Here is a 19,138-nt window from a genome sequence, read left to right on the forward strand (position 1 = left end):
TCCCGGTGCGGAGATCATCGGGTGGCCCGAGGAGCCCCCGCTCCGCAAGAGTCTCCTACCCCTGCGAACCGGGAGGAAGTCGTGCTCAGTCCTCGGGTTCACCAACGGCGGCCTCGGCGACCTCGTCCGGGTCCGCGCCACCGATGACGGCCAGGACCTGGTCGGCGTAGAGCGTCAGCTTGCGTGGACCGACGCCACTGATCGCGGCGAGCTCACGCTGGCCCGCCGGCTCGGCCTCGGCGATCGCCTCGAGGGTGGCGTCGGTGAAGACGACGAAGGCGGGCACGGACGCGGCCTTGGAGACCGTCAGCCGCCAGGAACGCAGCCGCTCGAAGGTCGCCTCGTCGTAGGTCGGCGGGCAGTCCGGGCACCGACCGGAAGCCCGCTCCTTGGCGGTGCCCAGCTCGGTGCCACAGCCCTTGCACACCCGCGGGCGGGATGACTTGAGCCCGCGGGAGCCCCGTGAACCGGAGGCACGCTTCGGCGTCGACCGGGCGCCCTCGCCGAGGATCCCCGAGGCCTGGTCCAGGAAGCGCGAGACCCGACGCGTCCCCTTCGCTCCGGGAGTGCGGGCCCGTGACCACGACAGGTGCAGCACCTCACGGGCACGGGTGACGCCGACGTACATCAGGCGCCGCTCCTCCTCGATCTCCTCCGGCCCCTCGGCCATCATGATCGGCAGCAGCCCGTCGGAGCAGCCGGTGAGGAAGACGACGTCCCACTCCAGGCCCTTCGCCGCGTGCAGGGAGGCGAGGGTGACGCCTTCGACGGCCGGCGCGTGCTGGGCGGCGATCCGCTCGTCGAGGTCACGCACGAGGTCGGGCAAGCGGGCCTGTGGGGACGTCGCCTCGAGCCGCGTCGACAGGTCGACCAGTGCCTTCAGTGACTCCCAGCGAGCACGCACCGCACCACTGCTCGCAGGTGCGTCCTCATGCCAGCCCATCCCGCCGAGGACGTCGGCGACCAGGTGTGGCAACGACTTGCTGCCGTCGTCGGTACGAGCGGCACCCCGCAGCAGCAGGACCGCCTCGCGCACCTCCTTGCGGGAGAAGAAGCGTTCGCCGCCCTTGACGAGGTAGGGCACGTCGGCGTCGGAGAGCGCGGCCTCGAGCGCCTCGGACTGGCCATTCGTGCGGAAGAGGACGGCGATCTCGCGCAGCGGGCGGCCCTGGGCCACGAGCTTGGTGATCCGGTCGGCGACCCACCCCGCCTCGGCCGGGTCGTCGTCCAGGACGGTCAGCTCAGGCTGTGGACCCGCCTCGCGCTGCGCGACGAGCTCGACCGCCCCACCTCGGCGCTGGCCGGAGGGTCCGGTGAGCAACTTGTTGGCCAGCGAGAGGATCTGGGGGGTCGAACGGTAGTTGCGCACGAGGCGCACGGTCGCCGCGCCCGGGTGGGTGTCGGTGAAGCGCAGCAGGTGCTGCGGCGTCGCGCCGGTGAAGGAGTAGATCGTCTGGGCGGGGTCACCGACGACGCAGATGTCGCCGCGGTCGCCGAGCCACAGGTCGAGCAGCCGCTGCTGGAGCGCATTGACGTCCTGGTACTCGTCGACGACGAAGTGCCGGTACTGGTTGCGCACGGTCTGGGCGATGTCACCGCGCTCCTCGAGAATGCCCACGGTCAGCAGGAGCACGTCCTCGAAGTCGATGACTCCCCGCTCGCCCTTGACGTCCTCGTACGCGGAGATCAGCCGCGCCATGGCGGTGAGGTCCATGCCCGGGGGCTCGCGCCTGGCCCGACGGGCCGCCGCCGGATAGGTCTCCGGGGTGAGCAGCGAGACCTTGGACCACTCGATCTCGGCGGCGATGTCGCGCATCTCGCTCCGGTTCATCCGCATACCGACCCGGCCGACGGCCTCGCCGACGGCTGGTGCCTTGTGGCCGAGGATCTCCGGGGCGGCACCGCCGATCGCCTGTGGCCAGAAGTAGTGCAGCTGTCGCAGCGCGGCGGAGTGGAAGGTGCGCGCCTGCACCCCGACCACACCGAGATCACGCAGCCGGGTGCGCATCTCCCCCGCGGCGCGGGCGGTGAAGGTCACGGCGAGCACGCGCTGGGGCTGGTACGCACCGGCGCGCACGCCGTAGGCGATGCGGTGGGTGATCGCCCGGGTCTTGCCCGTGCCCGCACCGGCGAGCACGACCATCGGTCCGCTCGGACTGGCGGCGACCTCGCGCTGCTCGGGATCGAGCGCGTCGAGGATGTCGTCTGCGGTGTGGTCTGCCGGGTGAGTCACCGTTGCACTCTCTCATCAGCCCCCGACGGCACCGGGCACACCAGGAGGCTGCCGCCGCACCGACTCCCGTGGTAGGTCACCCCGCGCGCAGGACGGACCGGCAGCACATCTTCACCCACTCGGCATGAGGCGGCCGGGCCCGCTGGGCTGTTCGATGGAAGCCCACCCGCCCCTGCCCGTGAGGCGACACCCGTGATCTCCTGGTCGACGTCCTTCCTGTTCCGTCAGCAGGCGCGAGAGAGCCTGTGGCTTGTCCCGCTCCTGGGGGCGGTCACGGGTGTGCTGCTGACCCAAGCCAGCCTCTGGCTGGAGACGAGAGTCACCCTCCCTGAGGCGTGGACGTATTCGGAGAGTACGGCCAGCAGCGTTCTGGCCACCATCGCCGGCGCGATGGTGGCGCTGATCTCGTTGGTGGTGACGATCGGGGTGCTCGTCGTTCAGATGGCCACGGGCACCCTGTCCGCCCGGTTCATGCGCCTCTGGTATCGCGATCGCGTGCAGAAAATGGCCCTGGCTGCGTTCACTGCGACGTTCACCTTCGCCTATGCGCTGCTCCGGAAGGTCGAAACCGATTCGGTGCCCAGCCTCGGTGTCTCCTTGGCAGGCGTATGGGTGACCGCCGATCTCATCATCCTGCTGATCTACCTCAACAGGTTCGTCCACATGCTGCGACCCGTGGCGGTCGGCGCGAGCATGGCCAACGCCGGGCTCGCCCTCGTCGACGCCTGGGAGAGGGAGTTGGTCCCGAAGACCTTCGACCACCCCGGCCGCGCCGGGACCGAACCGGACCTGCGGGTGCGCGCGCTCCGATCGGGGGCGCTGCAGGCCGTGCACGCCGAGGGGATCGTCAAGCGAGCCACACAGCGGGAATTGGTCTGCGTCCTACCGCACACCATGGGGAGCTTCGTGACCACCGGGGACGTCCTGCTGGAGGTCTACGGCCCCGGGAGTGCTCGGGACGCACACGCGCTCCGGGGGATGATCGCGCTGGGTCAGGAGCGCTCGCTCGACCAGGATCCGGGATTCGCGCTCCGGATCCTCGTCGACATCGCCGTCCGGGCACTGTCCCCCGCAGTCAACGACCCGACGACGGCGACCCAGATGATCAACTACATCGGCACCCTGCTCAGGGGTATCGGGACCAGCGCCCCGACGTGGCAGGACGCGTGGTTCGACGCTGCCGGACGGGCGCGCCTGCTGGTCGCGACGCGCACCTGGGAGGACTTCCTGCACCTCGGCGTCAACGAGGTGCGGAGCTACGGCATCACCTCGACACAGACCGTGCGGCGGTTGCGGGCGATGCTCGCAGATCTGGAGTGCGATGTGGCGCCAGAGCGCCGCGCCGCAGTGGTGCGCCAGCGGAGCATCCTCGACAGGATGGTCATCGCCGCCTTCTCTGATTTCGACGAGCGCGCCTTCGCTCTGGGCACGGACCACCAGGGGATCGGTGGCTCGTCCCGAACGGCAGGTACGTGACGTGCGGCGCCGTACCCCTGACGAGCATCGCTCGGCGTGGACGAGGAACGAGCCGCGACGTCACCCCGTGGGTGGTCAGATGTCCGACATCACGGGGGGTTTGGTCGCTCGATTCCGACTGTCAGCCCTCGAGCGGCACCACGACACGACGCTCGTACTCGGGTCGTTCGCGCTGATCAACGGCTTCATCTCGATCGCACTGATGGCAGGCGCCGCATTGGCCACCGGGCAGCCCTTCATCTTCCCGTCGCTGGGCCCGACCGCCTTCCTGCTCTTCTACACGCCGATGCTGGCCTCGGCGTCCCCGCGCAACACGGTGACCGGCCACCTGATCGGAGTGCTCGCGGGCTACCTCGCTCTGGTTCTCTTCGGACTCACGGCAGCAGGTCCGGCGCTTTCGGAAGGGGTCTCCTCCGCCCGGGTGCTCGCGGCGGCTCTGTCCCTCGGTGTGACCGCCGGCGTGATGGTGTGGCTGAGGGTGCCGCACCCACCCGCGGGGGCCACGACGCTCATCGTCAGTCTCGGGATCATCACCCAGCCAGAGCAGTTGGCCGTCCTCATGCTGGCGGTGCTCCTGATCGTGGGCCAAGCGCTGGTGATCAACAGACTCGCCGGTCTCGCCTACCCGCTGTGGGCACCGCGGAGCCCGTCCGTGCAGACGCCGCCGGGCGGTGACCGGTCGGCCGGCGGCTGAGTCGTGCCGCGTCAGATCGGATCGCGGTACCCGAAGAACTCGTGGTCCTCGTTGTATCCGCCCTGTCCGTTGCCGAGCTCGTCGAAGTCGGCGATGAACTCGATGGCGCCGATCCACTTCACCATCTTGAACCCGACCTCCACCTCGTTGCGCAGACGCAGCGGCGCCCCGTGCAGAACGCTCAGCGTCTCCCCGTTCATGTCATAGGCCAAGAGCGTGAGTTCGTGGTGCATGGCCTCTATCGAGTGGACGTCGTAGTACGTGCCGCCGTCGGGCCCCCCGGAGGAGAGCGCGTAGAACGCGACGTACTGCGCCTCGGGCAGTGGCCCCACCAGATCCATGAGATCCCGCATCGGGACACCGCCCCACTTGGCCACACCCGACCACCCCTGGATACAGAAGTGCTGAGTGATCTGCTCCTGGTAGGCCATCCCCTTGAGGTCGGCGAGGCTGAGCTCGACGGGACGTGTCACCAGGCCGTCGATCCGCAGTCGGTAGTCACGAAAGTCATTGGCCTCCAGCGCCGCGTACTCCGCTGAGTCCGGCATCCGCCCGTTGGGCCACAGGTGGGGGGAGATGTCCTTCTCGGTGTACTCGCCCGGGCGGGGGTCCAGGTGCTCCAGCACGCCCTTGAGCGGGCCGACCATGACTCGCCCGGCGCGTTGCACGACCCGGGGGTATTTGAGCGTCGCCGGGCTGGCCGCCAGCCACACGGCGATGACAATCGCCATCCACGCCGCATAGAGGATCAACCCGGACCACGCCGTGCTGTCCTGCCCCGTGGTGATGTGGTTGAGGTTCTCCAGGAAGCCCGTGATGTAGACCATCGTCGTGTGGATCACGATGAAGATCAGGATCCAGACCAGGACGAGGTAATGGATCGAACGGGCGGCCTGACGGTTCAGGACCCTCCCGGCCGACCGGAACCGGTTGTTGATCGCCGGGGACTGCATCAGGCCGGTCACCAGCGCCAGCGGCGCCGCGATGAAGACCGTGAAGAAGTACGCCAGCAATTGGAGGCCGTTGTAGGCGATCCAGCCCTCATTGGCGGGGAAGTCCAAGGACATGTACTGAAGCGCGGTCGATGCTGCGTTGGGGATCACACCCCATGAGGTGGGCACGATGCGCTGCCACTGTGGGGTCGAGAACAGCAAGATGTAGAAGACGATTCCGTTCACGAGCCAGAGGCTGTCGAACGCGAAGTGCCACCAGCGCGCCAGACCGATCGAGTGACGGATCCCGGGGATACCCAACCATCCGGGAAGACGGACCGAATCCTCCTTGGCGGTCCACACCCGGTCCTTGGGGACGGGTTTCTGGAAGCGGAACCACTCCGTGTCCGGAGTGGAGTGTCGATTCCAGTACAGCCGCGGATGGTCGGCCAGGACCTGCACCCCGGACCGGATGATCAGCATCATGAAGAACAGGTTGAAGAAGTGCTGCCACCGCAGCCACCACGGGAAGCCCTGATCGGGAGGCGTGGGATCCATGGCGGTGCCCGGCCACCGGGCGATGAAGTCCTCCACCGGTTCGAGCGTGCGCAGTCCCTGCGCTCCGGCGATCCCCCCGAGCAGGAGGAGGACGCCGATCGGCAGGAGCCACAGCAGGTTGAACCAGTGATGACCGACCCTGACGTGCGGCGCGGTCCCGCCCACCTGGGGCAATCCACCCGCCCACTCCGCGAGGTCGACGTTCTCCTCGCCCTTGGTCAGCGTTGCCCTCAGCGGATCCACGGTGCCCGACGCACCGGCGGACGTCGCCGCGAGCGGTTCCGCCGAGGGTGACGCTCCTTCGGAGGCCGACGTGGGCCGTTCGGACTGCGGACCTGACGATGCGCTCATCTGCGTGCCCCCTCCGTGGTGGTGGCCACCAGCCAATCCAACCTTCGGGCACGTCGCGCCCGCCGGCATCACGCCAAGCGCATGACATCCACCTCGCCACACCGACGCCCACCGTGCGGCGGCGTGGTCACGAGCTCGCGCAGAGTGGCCTTTCACCCGGATGGCATGAGGACAGCGGCGTGCGAAGGGGACAGGGTTGCCGCAGGAAGACCCACAGTCCCATCCGCTGGCGGAGGCACCCATGTCCACGTTCGACTACGACGTCATCGTCGTTGGATCCGGCTTCGGCGGCAGCGTCGCCGCGATGCGGGCCATCGAGAAGGGGTATCGCGTCGGGGTCATGGAGGCGGGGCGGCGATTCCTGGATGCCGACATCCCGACGAGCAGCTGGGACGTCAAGAAGTTCGTGTGGCAGCCGGAGGTCGAGCTGTTCGGCATGCAGCGGATCGAGTACCTCGAGGACGTCCTGGTGCTGTCCGGCGCCGGGGTCGGTGGGGGTTCACTCACCTACGCGAACACCCTGTACGTGCCGCCCAGGCACGTGTGGGACAACCCCCTCGTTGCCGCGATCACCGACTGGGGCGCCGAACTGTCACCGCACTACGACCAGGCCCAGCGGATGCTCGGGGTGGTGCGCGGGCCCTACATGGACTCCGACAGCGACCGTCTGATCCGCGAGGTGGCCGTCGAGATCGGTCGGCCCGAAGCCTTCAGCCGCCCCCCGATGGGCATCTACTTCGGGACACCGGGCGTAGAGGTCGACGACCCCTATTTCGGCGGGGTGGGACCACGACGCACCGGGTGCATCAGCTGCAGCAACTGCATGATCGGCTGCGGGCACGGCGCGAAGAACAAGACCACCGAGAACTACCTCTACCTCGCGGAGCGATCCGGCGCCGAGGTCCACGACTTCACGGAGGTCCAGGAGATCCGGCCGCTGCCTGACGGGGGCTACGAGCTCGTCACCTACCACCCGGGGCTCAAGCGTCTGCTCGCCCGGCACAAGCACTTCACCGCGGAGCAGGTCATCGTCTCCGCGCACGCATACGGAACCAACAAGTTGCTCGGCCACATGAAGCACAAGGGGACCTTGCCCAACCTGTCCGATCGACTGGGCCGCTACGCCAGGACGAACTCCGAGTCCTTGCTGTCGATCTTCCGCACGCACGCGGAGTGGGCGGAGCACCCGGAGCGCTTCCACATCACGCCGGCGGCGGCCTCGGTCACCGGGGCGATCTCGCCGGACGACAACTCGCTCCTCGGGCCGGTGAAGTACGGCGTGGGTAGCGACATCATGGCGCTCCTGTACACCTACCACCACGAGGGCAAGGACGATGAGCACCTCAAGGGATGGCTCCAGCACCTCATCCGTCACCCCGAGCAGACCCTCGAGATCGACGACACGCGCAACTGGGCACAGCGGGCCTTCAACCTGCTCTGCATGGAGGACCTCGACAACCACATCGACCTCTACTGGGAACACGGCAGGCTGCGCTCGAAGCACGACCGGGGCGAGGAGATGCCGGCCGTGCAACCGATCGTCAACGACACCGCCAACCGGTTGGCCGAGAAGCTCGGTGGGCACGTCGCCGGGGAGTTCTTCGAGGTCGCGGGTCGCGGCGCGTCAGCACACTTCATGGGCGGCGTCCTCCCGGGTGAGACCCCGGACACCGGGGCGGCCGACCCCTACCAGCGCCTCTTCGGCCACCCGGGATTGCACGTCATGGACGGCAGCAACATCCCGGTGAATCTGGGCCGCAATCCTTCGCTGACGATCGCGGCACTCACCGAGCGCGCCATGTCGTTCTGGCCGAACAAGGGCGAGCGGGATCCACGACCGCCACTCGGCTCCGGCTACCAGCACATTCCTGGGGTCATGCCACACAACCCAATCGTCCCTGCGGGGGCACCGGGCGAACTGCGATGGGACGTCACCGACGCCCAGGACCCGCCCGTACTGAAAGGCCAGGGAACGATATGAGCGATGCAGGCCAGGACTTTCGGACCGTCGGCCAGTCCGCCGAGCTGCCCAACGAGTGGGTCAATCCGTACTACCTTGACGATCTCAGGCACAGGGTGTCGGTGGCCCGCGTCGGAGACCGATTGTTCGCCTTCGACGACCTCTATGGGGACATGCCCTTGTCTGCTGGCCTGCTCGACGGGAACGTGATCATGTCCCAGGGCGACGGTTCGATGTTCGACCTCACGGATGGGCACGTGGTACGGGGGCCGGCCAACGAGCCCCTGAGGACCTATCCGGTGCGTGAGGTCGGGGGTCACATCCAGGTCCGGATCTGACCCCCGTCGCCACCTGCTGCGCCGGGTCGAGGTGCAACTCGTTCCGCCCTCGATGCGGGGTGCCTCAGCCGAGATCGTCGAGTCTGGCGCCGAGCCAACCCTCGACGAGGCGGGCGGCGATCGAGAGACGACCGGCAGGCTTCACCCGGCCGGCGGCCACCTCGGTGCGGAACTCCTCCCGGGTGAACCACCGCGCCTCGGCGATCTCGTCCGGCTGGCAGACGAGCTCACTCGTCGTGGCCCGCGCCGTGCACCCGAGCATGAGGGAGGCGGGGAAGGGCCAGGGCTGGTCGGCGACGAACTCGATGCTGCTCACCTCCACCGCGGTCTCCTCGAAGACCTCCCGGGCGACTGCCCCGGCGATGGTTTCCCCCGGCTCGACAAAGCCGGCGAGCACGGAGAACCGGCCCTCCGGCCAGCCGACGTTGCGCGCGAGCAGCAGCCGGTCGGAGACGTCGGTGACAGCGACGATGACCGCGGGGTCGGTACGCGGGTAGTGCTCGAAGCCGTCGTGCGGGCAGCGGCGCACCCACCCGGCCTCGACGACCTCGGTCCCGGTCCCACAGCGCGGGCAGTACCGATGGCGGGCGTGCCAGTTGGTCAGCCCGAGGGCGGTGGCGAAGAGAGAGGCCTCCTGCGCGGACAGCTCGGTGGCGACCTCACGCAGCCCGACGAAGGGAGCAGCGTCCAGCCGCTCCTCCCGGTCCACCGGCGGGCCCGGAGTCTCCGGGTGGCAGGCAGCCAGGTGGGCGACCTCGTCGAGACGACCGAGGTAGAGCAAAAGCGAGTCGGCATCGGCGGGCTCCGGCGGGCGCCGCAGCAGGGCACCGTCGCGGCGTTGGGGGGCGCGGCCCCCGCGCAGCTCGACCACCCGGGTCGCGGGGTCGGCCAGCAACCGCTCGAGCAGGTCCGGGTCGGACCGCGACGGGGCATCTCGGTCGATGTCGGAGGTGGTCATCGGCAGATCGCGCAGCGGTTCGTGGTCCACGTCATCACCCTACGGAGGACAGGTGCGGTCCGGTCCGACGGGCGTTGCTCCCGCGATCCGGGCGCTTCGCCTCGTACGGTGGTGGTCGTGACCTCCCGTGGACCGTTGACCCTCGCCGCGCTGGCCAGCGCCGCCGTGCCCGGCCTCGACCCCGACACGGTCCAGGGTGTGGTGTCCTCCGGGCCGACCGATGCCTTCGAGGTCGCCTTCATCCAGGACCGGGAGCACCGGCGCTGGGTGGTCCGCTGCCCGCGCACCCCCGCCGCCTCTGCGCAACTCGAGCGCTCGGCTGCACTGTTGGCCGTGCTCGCCCGTCGCCTGACGATGCCGGTGCCGGCGGTCAAGGGCTGGGTGGCACTGCCCGAAGGGGGCCGCGCCGCCGTCCACTCCTACCTCACCGGGCGTCTGGTCGGCCTCGAGGGCATCGAGGCCGGATCCGTCCTGGCCCGTGGCCTGGGCCGGGCACTGGCCCACCTGCACAACCTCGACACCGGCATGTACGAGGAGGCCGGGGTGCCGGTCTACGACGCGGCCGGGTACCGAGCACGTCGCCTGGCCGAGCTGGACCGGGCCGCCGCCACCGGTCGGGTGCCCACCGGGCTGCTGGGCCGCTGGGAGCGGGTGCTCGATGACGAGACGCTGTGGACCTTCACGGCCACGCCGACGCACGGTGACCTGTCGACCGGGACGATCCTCGCGACCCCGGGCGACGACGAGGGCCCGGACGTCAAGTCCTTCCTCGGCTGGGAGTCGGCCCAGGTGGCCGATCCCGCCGACGACATCGCACCGCTGCTGGCTGCGCTTGACGGGGAGGCCTTCGACACCGTGATGGAGGCCTACGCCCACACGCGCGTCGAGCGGCCCGACCGCAACCTGCACCGCCGCGCCGAGGTCATCGCCGAGATGCAGCTCGTGCGCACGATGATGTCGCTCGTCGGCGCGGGCGACGTCGAGGGCGCCGAGGCGTCGGCCGCCCAGCTGCGTCGCCTCGATGAGCGGGTGGCCCGCGACGAGGAGGCAGCCCGAGCCCACGGGCAGACCCCGAAGGGGGCCGCAGATGCCGCCACGGGTGCGGCCACGGCAACCGGAGCAGCTGGGGGCACCACGGGGGGCGCCGACACGACCGAGACCCAGCCCGTGGCCACCCGCGCAGACGAGGACTCCTCGACCGAGTCCACACAGTCGGGCGACGCCCCTGCCGCGGCGAGCGCGGACGAGGACGACGCCGTGCAGGTCGAGCACCCGGCGAGGGTGACCCGGGTGGCACCAGTGGCCGACGCCGACGCACCCGCCCGCGACGCCGGCGCACAGGACTCCACGGACCCGGATGCCACCACGGACTCGGACTCCACGGACTCGGACTCCAGCCGGCGCGACGCCCCTGCATCGCAGTCGAGCGAGCCGGACACCGACCCGACGCCGAGGGCGGTGGCCGATCCGGCGGACGCCCCTGCCGACGACGCGGCAGCGGACCCCGACACCACGGACGGGGCCCGTGGCGACGATCACGAGACCGCCGAGATCGTCGCGATCAACGACGACGGCGACGACGACGTGGTCCCGCCCGGCCCACGGCCCCGGCGCTGAGGCTGCTCCAGCCAACGGCCGGGACCCTCTTCGTCTCAGGCGGAGGCGACCGCCGTGCCGAGGAGCTGGGCGATCGCGTCCTCGTCGAGCATCGCGGGCCGGGTCGTCTCCCCCGTGGCCGCGTGGAAGAAGGCCCCGTGCACCCGGCCGGGATCGATCCCCCGCCAGCGGGCGTAGGCGATCCGGTAGGCCGACAGCTGGACGGCGCGCACGGCACTCTCCTGCCCCGTGGGCGGACGACCCGTCTTCCAGTCCACGACGGTCACTCCCCCGTCCTCGTCGGCGAAGACGGCATCGACCCGACCGCGGATCGCGTGGCCGCCGATGATCGTCTCGAGGGAGAGCTCGACGTCGAGCGGCACCCGCTCGGCCCACTCGCTGGCCAGGAAGTGCGCCTGCATACCCGCCAGGTCGTCGTCCCCGAGGTCCTCGTCGGCGCTGCCGGGCATCTCGAGGATGTCGACCAGCCCGGCACGCGCGTAGTGTTCCTCGACCCAGGCGTGGAAGGCCGTTCCACGACGGCCGGCGACCTGCGGCGGCTGCGGCATCGGTCGACGCAGGTCGAGTGCGAAGGCTCCCGGGTCCCGCGCGAGCGAGACCAGCTGGGAGGTCGACAGGTGCGCCGGCAGCTCGACGGACGCATCCTCCCCACGAGCTCGACGACGCCGCTCGCGCTCCTCGAGCAGGATCCGCAGCTGCTCGTCGAGCGGGTCCGACCCGAGGTCGACCCGGGTGTCGGCCTCCATCCGGTCCGCGGCCGCAGCGAGACGCGGGCGCTCGGGAGCCTGCTCCACGATGGGCCACATGACCCGGCGGGCGACCTCGAGCGCGGGGTTGCGCACGTCCTTGGTCTCGGGCATGTCGGCCCAGTCGAGTGTCTCGACGACGCCGGTGGCCCGGGCCTCGTCGAGGAATCGGGAGGCCAGCCGTGGCTGCTGCCCGGTCGCGCCCCACACCCATGAGCCCAGCAGCAGCTGGCTCCGTGCCCGCGTGCAGGCGACGTAGGCCAACCGTCGCTCCTCGAGCAGCCCGTGCTCGCCGCCTGCCGCGCGATAGCGCTTGAGCTCCTCCTGGAGGGGCTTGGTCTCCCCGAGCGAGAGGTCGAGGTGCGGCAGCCCTTCGCGGTCGCCGCGCAGGGGGTAGGGAACCCCGTCGAGACCGGAGATCCACCCCGACTCGTTGACCTGCCCGAGTGCCCACGCGCCTTCCTTGAAGGAGGACCGCGAGGCGTGTGCGGGGAAGACCCCTTCGGACAGGCCGGGGACGGCGACGACATCCCACTCGAGCCCCTTGGCCGCGTGGCAGGTCAGGATCTGCACGGCTTCCTTGGTGGGCTCGACGACCGGAGCCTCGAGGCCCCGCTCCTGCTCGACGGCGGCCTCGATCCAGTCGATGAAGCCACCGAGCGTGGGGCGGTCCGCACTGGCGGCGAACTGCGCCGCGACATCGGCGAAGGCGTCGAGGTGGGCACGTGCGGCGGCGGGTGACCAGCCCGGACGCGCGAGGACCTCGACGTCGACGCCCAGCTCCCGCTCGGCCTCACCGACGAGATCGGGCAGCGGCATGCCGGCGCCACGGCGCAGGCGGGAGACCATCGCGGCGATGTGCTGGAGCCGCTGCAGTGCGCCACCGGAGATCGACTGCCCGGACTCTCCCTGCCAACCCGGCTCGGGCAGCTGGTCCAGGGCATCGACGATCGTCACGACGTCGTCGGGTCCGAGCGGCACTCCTGAGTCGGTCCCTGCCCCGTCGGACTCGGCGGCGGCCTGCTTGCCGAGGTGCCTGGCCCACGCCCCGAACCCGTCCAGATCGGCCGGGCCGAGCAACCCCGGGGCCCCGGTGAGCAGCCGCATCAGCCGGTCACCACGTGCCGGGTCCTGCACGATGGTCAGCAGGGAGATGACGTCCGCGACCTCGGGCGTGAGCAGCAGTCCGCCGAGACCGACGACCTCGTGCGGGATGTTGCGCACCGCGAGCGCCTCTGCGATGAGGGTGAACTGGCTGCGCTTGCGGCACAGGATCGCCGCGCTACGGCGAGGGATGCCCCCGTCACCGGCGCCGCGACGGACCTGGATCCAGTCCGCGACCTGCTCGGCCTCGTCGTGTGCGGTCTCCGCCCGCAACGCCTGGACCTGCCCGCGGCCGGCCCCCGGTCGGGGACGCAAGGAGGTCACCGGGACCCCGCTCGTGGCGCCCAGGGGCCCGGCGACGACATTGGCGACCTCGAGGATCGTCTCGTCATTGCGCCAGCTCGTCGACAGGTGCCTGACCGGCGCCGGCGCTCCCGTCGTCGCGAAGAACCTCGGGAAGTTCTCCAGGGTCGTGGCGCTGGCGCCTCGCCACGCGTAGATCGACTGGTGCGGGTCGCCGACCGCGGTGACCGCGGCCGGCGACTGGTCGGCCGGGGCGAAGAGCTCGCGCATGAGCACCAGCTGGGCCTCCGAGGTGTCCTGGAACTCGTCGAGCAGCACGACCCGGAACCGGTCCCGCTCGGCCTGCCCGATGTCCGGGAAGCGCGCGGCCAGCGCGGCGGCGAGCGCCATCTGGTCGGCGAAGTCCATCACGGACCGCTCGCGCTTGACCTCGCGGTAGCGCTCGACGATCGGCAGGATGAGCTGCTGCTCGGCCATCGGGGTGAGGACCTTGCCGCGGTAGTCCTTGGTGAACTCCTTGTCCGATGCGGCGACGCCCTCGAGGTGGCCGAGCGTGCGCCGGGCGAAGTCCTCGATGTCCTGGGGCGTGCACAGGTGCTCGGCCATCTCACCGGCGAGCGAGATGATCGCGTTGGTCACCGTCGACTCGACCTTGTCGATGTCCTCCATGGGGCCGTCCCAGGCGAGGACCACCTCGTGGGCGAGCTGCCAGGTCGCGGCCTCGGAGAGCAGGCGGGAGTCCTTCTCGTAGCCGAGCCTCAGGGCGCCCTCGCGCACGAGACGACCGGCGTAGGAGTGGTAGGTCGAGATGGTCGGCGTGCCCCCGAGACCGTCGGCGTCGAGGCCCTGCGGGGGGGTCCACACCCCGGTCTGCTCCAGGGTCGCCAGACGCCGGACGACCCGCTCGGCGAGCTCGCCCGCGGCTTTGCGCGTGAAGGTCAGCCCGAGGACCTCCTCGGGCGCGACGAGATCGTTGGCCACGAGCCAGACGACACGGGCGGTCATGGTCTCGGTCTTGCCCGAGCCGGCACCCGCGACGACGAGCAGGGGCTCGAGCGGCGCCTCGATGATCTCGCGCTGCTCGGGCGTCGGGGGGTGCTCCTGCCCCAGCGCGCGCGCCAGCTCGACGGCTGAGATCTTCGGTGGCCGGGTCATCGCAACCGCCCCCCTTCGCCGTGGGCCGGGCAGGAGGAGCGAACCGGGCAGATCCGGCACCGCGCCTCCTCCGGCTGGGCGGCGAAGGTGGCCGCAGCCATCCCCTCGGCCGCCTGGGTGATCAGGTCGTGGAAGTGTCGCGGCTCGTCGGCGTCACTGATCGGCTCCTGCCCCTGCACGGCGTTCTTGTCGTTGCGGGCCTTGCCCAGGTGGACGAGGGCCGCACCGGCACCCCGGGTGCCGTACTCGCGGAAACCACCCTCGGCGATCGCCACCTGGTAGGCACCCAGCTGGGGGTGCTCGACCAGCTCCTTGGCCGTGGGCGCGGACGAACCGGTCTTGTAGTCGATGACCCGCACGCGCCCGTCGGCGTCCACCTCAAGGCGGTCGACGTTGCCCCGGAGCACGGCGCGACCCAGCTCGACGCGGAAGCTCTCCTCCGTCGCCACCGGTCGCCACCCCTCATCGGCTGCTCTCAGGTGGTACTGCGCCAGCCAGTGCGCCATCCTGCGGGCCCGCTCGAACTTCTGGTCCGTGACCCACCCGGGCGCCATGCCCAAGGACGGCCACCGCCGCTCGAGCTCCGCCCGGAAGGCGTCCTCCCCTGCGTCGCCGAGCTCGTGGGCGATGGCATGGATGAGGGTGCCGACCTCCGCCGACGTCTGGCTCGGACCCTCGCCCCCTGAGGACTGCAGGAGCCAGCGCAGGCCGCAGTCGGAGAAGAGCGCCACCTTCGACGGGCTCACCCCAACCGGGTCATCCGGGCCACGGACCGCCCGGGTGTCGCTGAGGTCCCGCAACGCCCACCAGGACGAAGGGGCGGCGCCGGGGACACCCGCCGCGGCCAGGTGGGCCAGGCGGGCGACTGCCCGTGCCACTGCCGCTTGGTCCTGCGACGAGAGCTGCTGGCGCAGCTGCGCGACGAGTCCGGTGAGGTCCAGTGGCGCCGGGACGTCGCTCGGCCCGCGCCGGATGACCTCGTCCGGGAGTGGGTCGACGAGGTCGAGGTAGACCGAGGGTTGCTCGTCCTCCGCGGCGACCGCGGTGACGAGGACCCGCTCGGTGGCCCGGGTCAGCGCGACGTGGAAGAGCCGGGTCTCGTCGTGGCGGACGGCCGCAGCCGCTCCCGCACCGGTGCCGTCCCGGCCGGTGACGACATCGACGAGTCGCTCCGAGCCGAGGAGGGACCCCCGCAGGCGCAGGTCGGGCCAGACGCCCTCCTGCACGCCGGCGACGACGACGGTGTGCCACTCGTGGCCGGCGGCCGTCTGCGGGGTCACCAGGGCCACGGCATCGGGGTCGGGGCTGCGTGCGGCGAGGGAGTCCGCGGCGACGGACTGACCGGCGACGGCGTCGAGGAAGGCGTCCGGCCCCGAGGCCGGCAGGGCGTCCTGGTGGGCGGCCGCGGCGTCGAAGAGGGCCACGACGGCGTCGAGCGCCCGGTCGGCGCGCGCACCCGCGGCACCACCCGCGAGCGCGGTCGCGCGCCACCCATCGGCGACCCCGGCGGCCTGCCAGAGGTGCCAGAGGACCGACTCGGCGCTGACCCCCTTCGCCCAGCCGGGGCCGTCCTCGGCGGTCACGGCCACTGCCCGCCCAGCGGCGAGGACGGTGGCCAGCCGGTACAGGGGCGCGGCGTCGTCGCCGAGGTGGGCCAAGCGGTCCGGGTCGAGGACGAGTGCACCGAGGAGCTCGTCACTCGTCCGGGTGCCCTCCGCCGAGAGCTCCTCCCGGCGGAGCACCCGGCGCAACCGGCGCACGGCCACGGTGTCCGCGCCGATCAGCGGGCTGGCGAGCAGGTCGGTGACGTCGCTGGCCGGCACCGCCTCGAGCTGATCACGGGCGAGCGTGACGACGATCCCGAGCAGGTGGATCAGTGGGCGGGCAGCGGGCTCGTCGCGGACCGGCACCCGGTGGGCATCACCCTGGACGGGCACCCCCCGGGCGGCCAGGACCCGGCGCAGCGTGGACTGGCGGGCAGCGCCCCGCACGATGACCGCCATCTGCTGCCAGGGGATGCCCGCCAGCAGGTGTGCTGCCCGCAGCTCGTGGGCGATGAAGGCGGCCTCCTGGGCGCCGGAGTGCAAGACGTGGGCGGCAACGGCCCCGCTCCGGTCGGTCGGGGTGGAGCGGCGCTGGCTCCCCCCACCGAGCGCCGCGATCTTGGGGGTGACCCGGGCCGCTGCGGCGTGCACGGACGCGGGCATGCGGTGACCCCGGCCCAGGACGAGCGTGGGGCCCTCGCGTGCCGGCCAGTCGCCGACGAGGTGGTGCGGGTCCGCGCCACGGAAGCCCTGCACCGTGGCATCCGGGTCCCCGATGAGCACGAGGTCGACTCCCCCGCCCGTGAGGACCCGCAGCAGCCGGGCGGCAGGCGCGGTCAGCTCCTGGGCGTCGTCGACGACGACGCAGCGGATGCCGGCGCGCACGCGGTCGCGGGCCTCGCCGTCCTCCTCGAGCAGCTCTGCGGCCGCCGTGAGCACCCATGCGGGGTCGAAGGCTCCCGGGCGGGACAGGGCGGTCACCTCGTCGTACTCGCGGGCCACCTGCGCGGCGGCGACCCACTCGGGTCGCTCGTGGGCGAGGCCGCGGGCCGCGAGCTCATCGGGGTCCACCCCGTGCTCGATGGCGCGCATGAGCAGGTCACGCAGCTCCTCACGGAAGCCACGGGTGGGCAACGCGAGCTCGAGGTCCTCCGGCCAGTCGGGCACATCAGGCCCGGTCCCACCCTCCTGGTGACCGGCGAGCAGCTCACCGAGGACCACGTCCTGCTCCGCACCGGAGAGCAGTCGGGGCGCGGGCTGTCCCAGCAGGACCGCCTGCTGGCGCAGCACCGCGAAGCCGAGCGAGGGCATCGTGCGGGCCAATGGCTCGGTGGTGGCGCCGGTGAGACCGGCGGTCACCGCGTCGCGGGCCGCTGCGGCAGCCAGCCGCGTCGCCGAGACGAGGAGAACCTCCTGGGGGGCGCACTCCCCCTTCGCGATCCGGTCGAGTACCGAGGCGATGGCGGCGCTCGTCTTGCCCGTCCCCGGGCCACCGAGCACGCGGATCACGTCGTGCCGGGCGGCCACGGCCGCTGACTGGTCCTCGTCGAGACGCACCACGGCCCTCGTCTCGTCGCTGACGGGAGCACGAAGCTGCACGGTCGGGATCTGCACTGCCACGGGACCATCCCACCACCGGGCACTGACAACGGTGCACGGGGAGACGCCTGCAGGGATTGTCGGTACTCCTAGGTAGGATCGTGTGACCCGCAGCACTGTGGGTCGCCCACGCCTGGAGGAAACGCATCATGAGCCCGACCGCACCCGGCACCCGAGTCCAGAGGATGCCGCGTGCCCAGCGCCGTGCACAGCTGCTCGACGCCGCACTCAGCGTCTTCGTCTCCAAGGGCTACCACCTGGCCGCGATGGAGGACATCGCCGACGAGGCCGGCGTCTCCAAACCGGTGCTCTACCAGCACTTCCCGGGCAAGCTCGACCTGTACCTCGCGCTGCTGGACACCCAGTGCGACCACCTCGAGGCGCTCGTCATCGAGGCCCTGGAGTCGAGCAACGAGCACGAGGAGCGGGTCCACGCGACGGTGCGGGCCTTCTTCGCCTTCGTCGCGGACGAGGGCGGGGCCTTCCGCCTGATCTACGAGTCGGACCTGACCAACGAGCCGCAGGTGCGCCACCGCATCGACGCCCTCGAGGCCCAGCTCGGCGACGCGATCTCCCAGCGGATCATGCAGGACACGACCCTGCCGCGCGAGCTCGCCGAGATGCTCGGACTGGCGATGGCCGGCGCCGCGCAGGTCATGGCCCGCACCTGGCTGGCCCACGGCGCCGAGTTCTCCCAGGAGGTCGCCGCGCAGGCTGCCGGCCACCTGGCCTGGCGAGGCATCGGCTCCTTCCCCGTCAACCGCATGGGCGGCGACCCCGCCCCGGGCAGCTACCCGAGCAAGTGACACGATGGCAGGCACAGCCAGCCCCACAACCCAAGGAGTGACCGTGGAGGTCAAGATCGGCGTGCAGAACGTCGCCCGCGAGCTCGTCCTGGACGCCACCGGCACCGATGACGAGATCGAGGCCGCAGTGCAGTCCGCGCTCGACGGCGGCGCCCTCGTGCTCTCCGACGACAAGGGCCGTCGCGTCATGGTCCCGGCCGGTGCGCTCGGCTACGTCGAGGTCGGTGAGCCCAGCCGCGGACGCGTCGGCTTCGGCGCCTGAGCCCCTTCACGAGCAGGCCGTCGCGCTGCTCGGTGCTTTCCTGAGTGTCGTAACTTGCGCCACTTGCACCACTGCGTCACTGTTGATCCTGAAAGGACCCACACGGGTCCCAGCGCGCCCGCCCCGGTGACGGGCCCAGAAGGAGTGATCAACTGTGTGGACCATCATCGTCACGATCATCGTCGGCGCCATCATCGGAGCGCTGGCCCGACTCATCCTGCCGGGCAAGCAGAGCATCTCGACGCTCGTCACCGTGATCCTGGGGATCCTGGGCTCCCTCATCGGCTCGTGGGCCTACACCGCCCTGTCCGGTAACGAGACCACGGGCGGGATCGACTGGATCGCGTTCATCCTCGGTGTCATCGTCGCCGCCGTGCTCATCGTCATCTACGGGATGGTCGTCGGCCGCAAGCAGGTCTGACCCACCCGGCAGCGAGGGCGCCGCCCTGAGGGGTCCGCCCTGCAATCGGTCTCGAAGGGGGCCCGCCTCGCTGGCGGGCCC

General features: G+C 71.0%; 13 protein-coding genes. 8 read left to right on the forward strand and 5 right to left on the reverse strand.

The annotated features are described in order from the left end of the window. Positions 1–85: 85 nt before the first annotated feature. Positions 86–2,233 carry a UvrD-helicase domain-containing protein gene (locus tag BJY20_RS04335; RefSeq protein ID WP_185990408.1) on the reverse strand — a complete coding sequence of 716 codons (2,148 nt, stop codon included), beginning with the start codon at positions 2,231–2,233 and terminating at the stop codon, positions 86–88. Between the two features lie 192 nt (positions 2,234–2,425). Between BJY20_RS04335 and BJY20_RS04340 the strand changes: the two genes are divergently transcribed. Together BJY20_RS04340 and BJY20_RS04345 are read left to right on the forward strand one after the other, a co-directional pair. Beyond that, positions 2,426–3,709 carry a DUF2254 family protein gene (locus BJY20_RS04340; protein WP_221935242.1) on the forward strand — a complete coding sequence of 428 codons (1,284 nt, stop codon included), beginning with the start codon at positions 2,426–2,428 and terminating at the stop codon, positions 3,707–3,709. Between the two features lie 79 nt (positions 3,710–3,788). Beyond that, entirely contained in the window at positions 3,789–4,403 is a 615-nt protein-coding gene (locus BJY20_RS04345) for an HPP family protein (protein WP_185990409.1), read from the forward strand. A gap of 11 nt (positions 4,404–4,414) precedes the next feature. On the opposite strand, the gene BJY20_RS04350 is transcribed toward BJY20_RS04345, so the two are convergent. After that, entirely contained in the window at positions 4,415–6,244 is a 1,830-nt protein-coding gene (locus BJY20_RS04350; RefSeq protein ID WP_185990410.1) for a molybdopterin-dependent oxidoreductase, read from the reverse strand. A gap of 241 nt (positions 6,245–6,485) precedes the next feature. Between BJY20_RS04350 and BJY20_RS04355 the strand changes: the two genes are divergently transcribed. Both BJY20_RS04355 and BJY20_RS04360 read left to right on the forward strand, forming a co-directional pair. After that, complete coding sequence (locus BJY20_RS04355; protein ID WP_185990411.1) at positions 6,486–8,225, forward strand: GMC oxidoreductase; 1,740 nt, start codon at positions 6,486–6,488, stop codon at positions 8,223–8,225. Continuing rightward, positions 8,222–8,542: a Rieske (2Fe-2S) protein gene (locus BJY20_RS04360; protein WP_185990412.1), complete on the forward strand. Its 321-nt coding sequence runs from the start codon at positions 8,222–8,224 to the stop codon at positions 8,540–8,542. The genes BJY20_RS04355 and BJY20_RS04360 overlap by 4 nt, the downstream gene beginning before the upstream one ends. Before the next feature lie 64 nt (positions 8,543–8,606). On the opposite strand, the gene nudC is transcribed toward BJY20_RS04360, so the two are convergent. Then, the gene (nudC, locus tag BJY20_RS04365) at positions 8,607–9,530 is read right to left on the reverse strand and encodes an NAD(+) diphosphatase (RefSeq protein ID WP_343062772.1); all 924 of its coding nucleotides are present in this window, start codon (positions 9,528–9,530) and stop codon (positions 8,607–8,609) included. 87 nt (positions 9,531–9,617) lie between these two features. Between nudC and BJY20_RS04370 the strand changes: the two genes are divergently transcribed. Next, complete coding sequence (locus BJY20_RS04370; protein WP_185990413.1) at positions 9,618–11,117, forward strand: phosphotransferase; 1,500 nt, start codon at positions 9,618–9,620, stop codon at positions 11,115–11,117. 35 nt (positions 11,118–11,152) lie between these two features. Here the strand turns inward: BJY20_RS04370 and BJY20_RS04375 are convergent, their stop codons facing one another. Together BJY20_RS04375 and BJY20_RS04380 are read right to left on the reverse strand one after the other, a co-directional pair. Beyond that, positions 11,153–14,485 carry an ATP-dependent helicase gene (locus BJY20_RS04375; RefSeq protein WP_343062773.1) on the reverse strand — a complete coding sequence of 1,111 codons (3,333 nt, stop codon included), beginning with the start codon at positions 14,483–14,485 and terminating at the stop codon, positions 11,153–11,155. Then, the gene (locus BJY20_RS04380; RefSeq protein ID WP_343062774.1) at positions 14,422–17,589 is read right to left on the reverse strand and encodes an ATP-dependent helicase; all 3,168 of its coding nucleotides are present in this window, start codon (positions 17,587–17,589) and stop codon (positions 14,422–14,424) included. The genes BJY20_RS04375 and BJY20_RS04380 overlap by 64 nt, the downstream gene beginning before the upstream one ends. Before the next feature lie 128 nt (positions 17,590–17,717). Here BJY20_RS04380 and BJY20_RS04385 point away from each other — a divergent pair, with 128 nt between their 5' ends. The 3 genes from BJY20_RS04385 to BJY20_RS04395 all read left to right on the forward strand — a co-directional run bounded on the left by BJY20_RS04385 (position 17,718) and on the right by BJY20_RS04395 (position 19,057). Beyond that, complete coding sequence (locus BJY20_RS04385) at positions 17,718–18,374, forward strand: TetR/AcrR family transcriptional regulator (protein ID WP_185990414.1); 657 nt, start codon at positions 17,718–17,720, stop codon at positions 18,372–18,374. A 43-nt stretch (positions 18,375–18,417) separates the two neighbouring features. After that, positions 18,418–18,636 (forward strand): DUF3107 family protein, encoded by a 219-nt coding sequence (locus BJY20_RS04390; RefSeq protein ID WP_185990415.1) that lies wholly within the window; start codon positions 18,418–18,420, stop codon positions 18,634–18,636. A 154-nt stretch (positions 18,637–18,790) separates the two neighbouring features. Continuing rightward, positions 18,791–19,057, forward strand: a complete 267-nt coding sequence (locus BJY20_RS04395; RefSeq protein ID WP_185990416.1) for a GlsB/YeaQ/YmgE family stress response membrane protein — start codon at positions 18,791–18,793, stop codon at positions 19,055–19,057. Positions 19,058–19,138 lie beyond the last annotated feature (81 nt).

The sequence above is a fragment of the Janibacter cremeus genome (assembly GCF_013409205.1).
Taxonomy (GTDB): domain Bacteria; phylum Actinomycetota; class Actinomycetes; order Actinomycetales; family Dermatophilaceae; genus Janibacter; species Janibacter cremeus.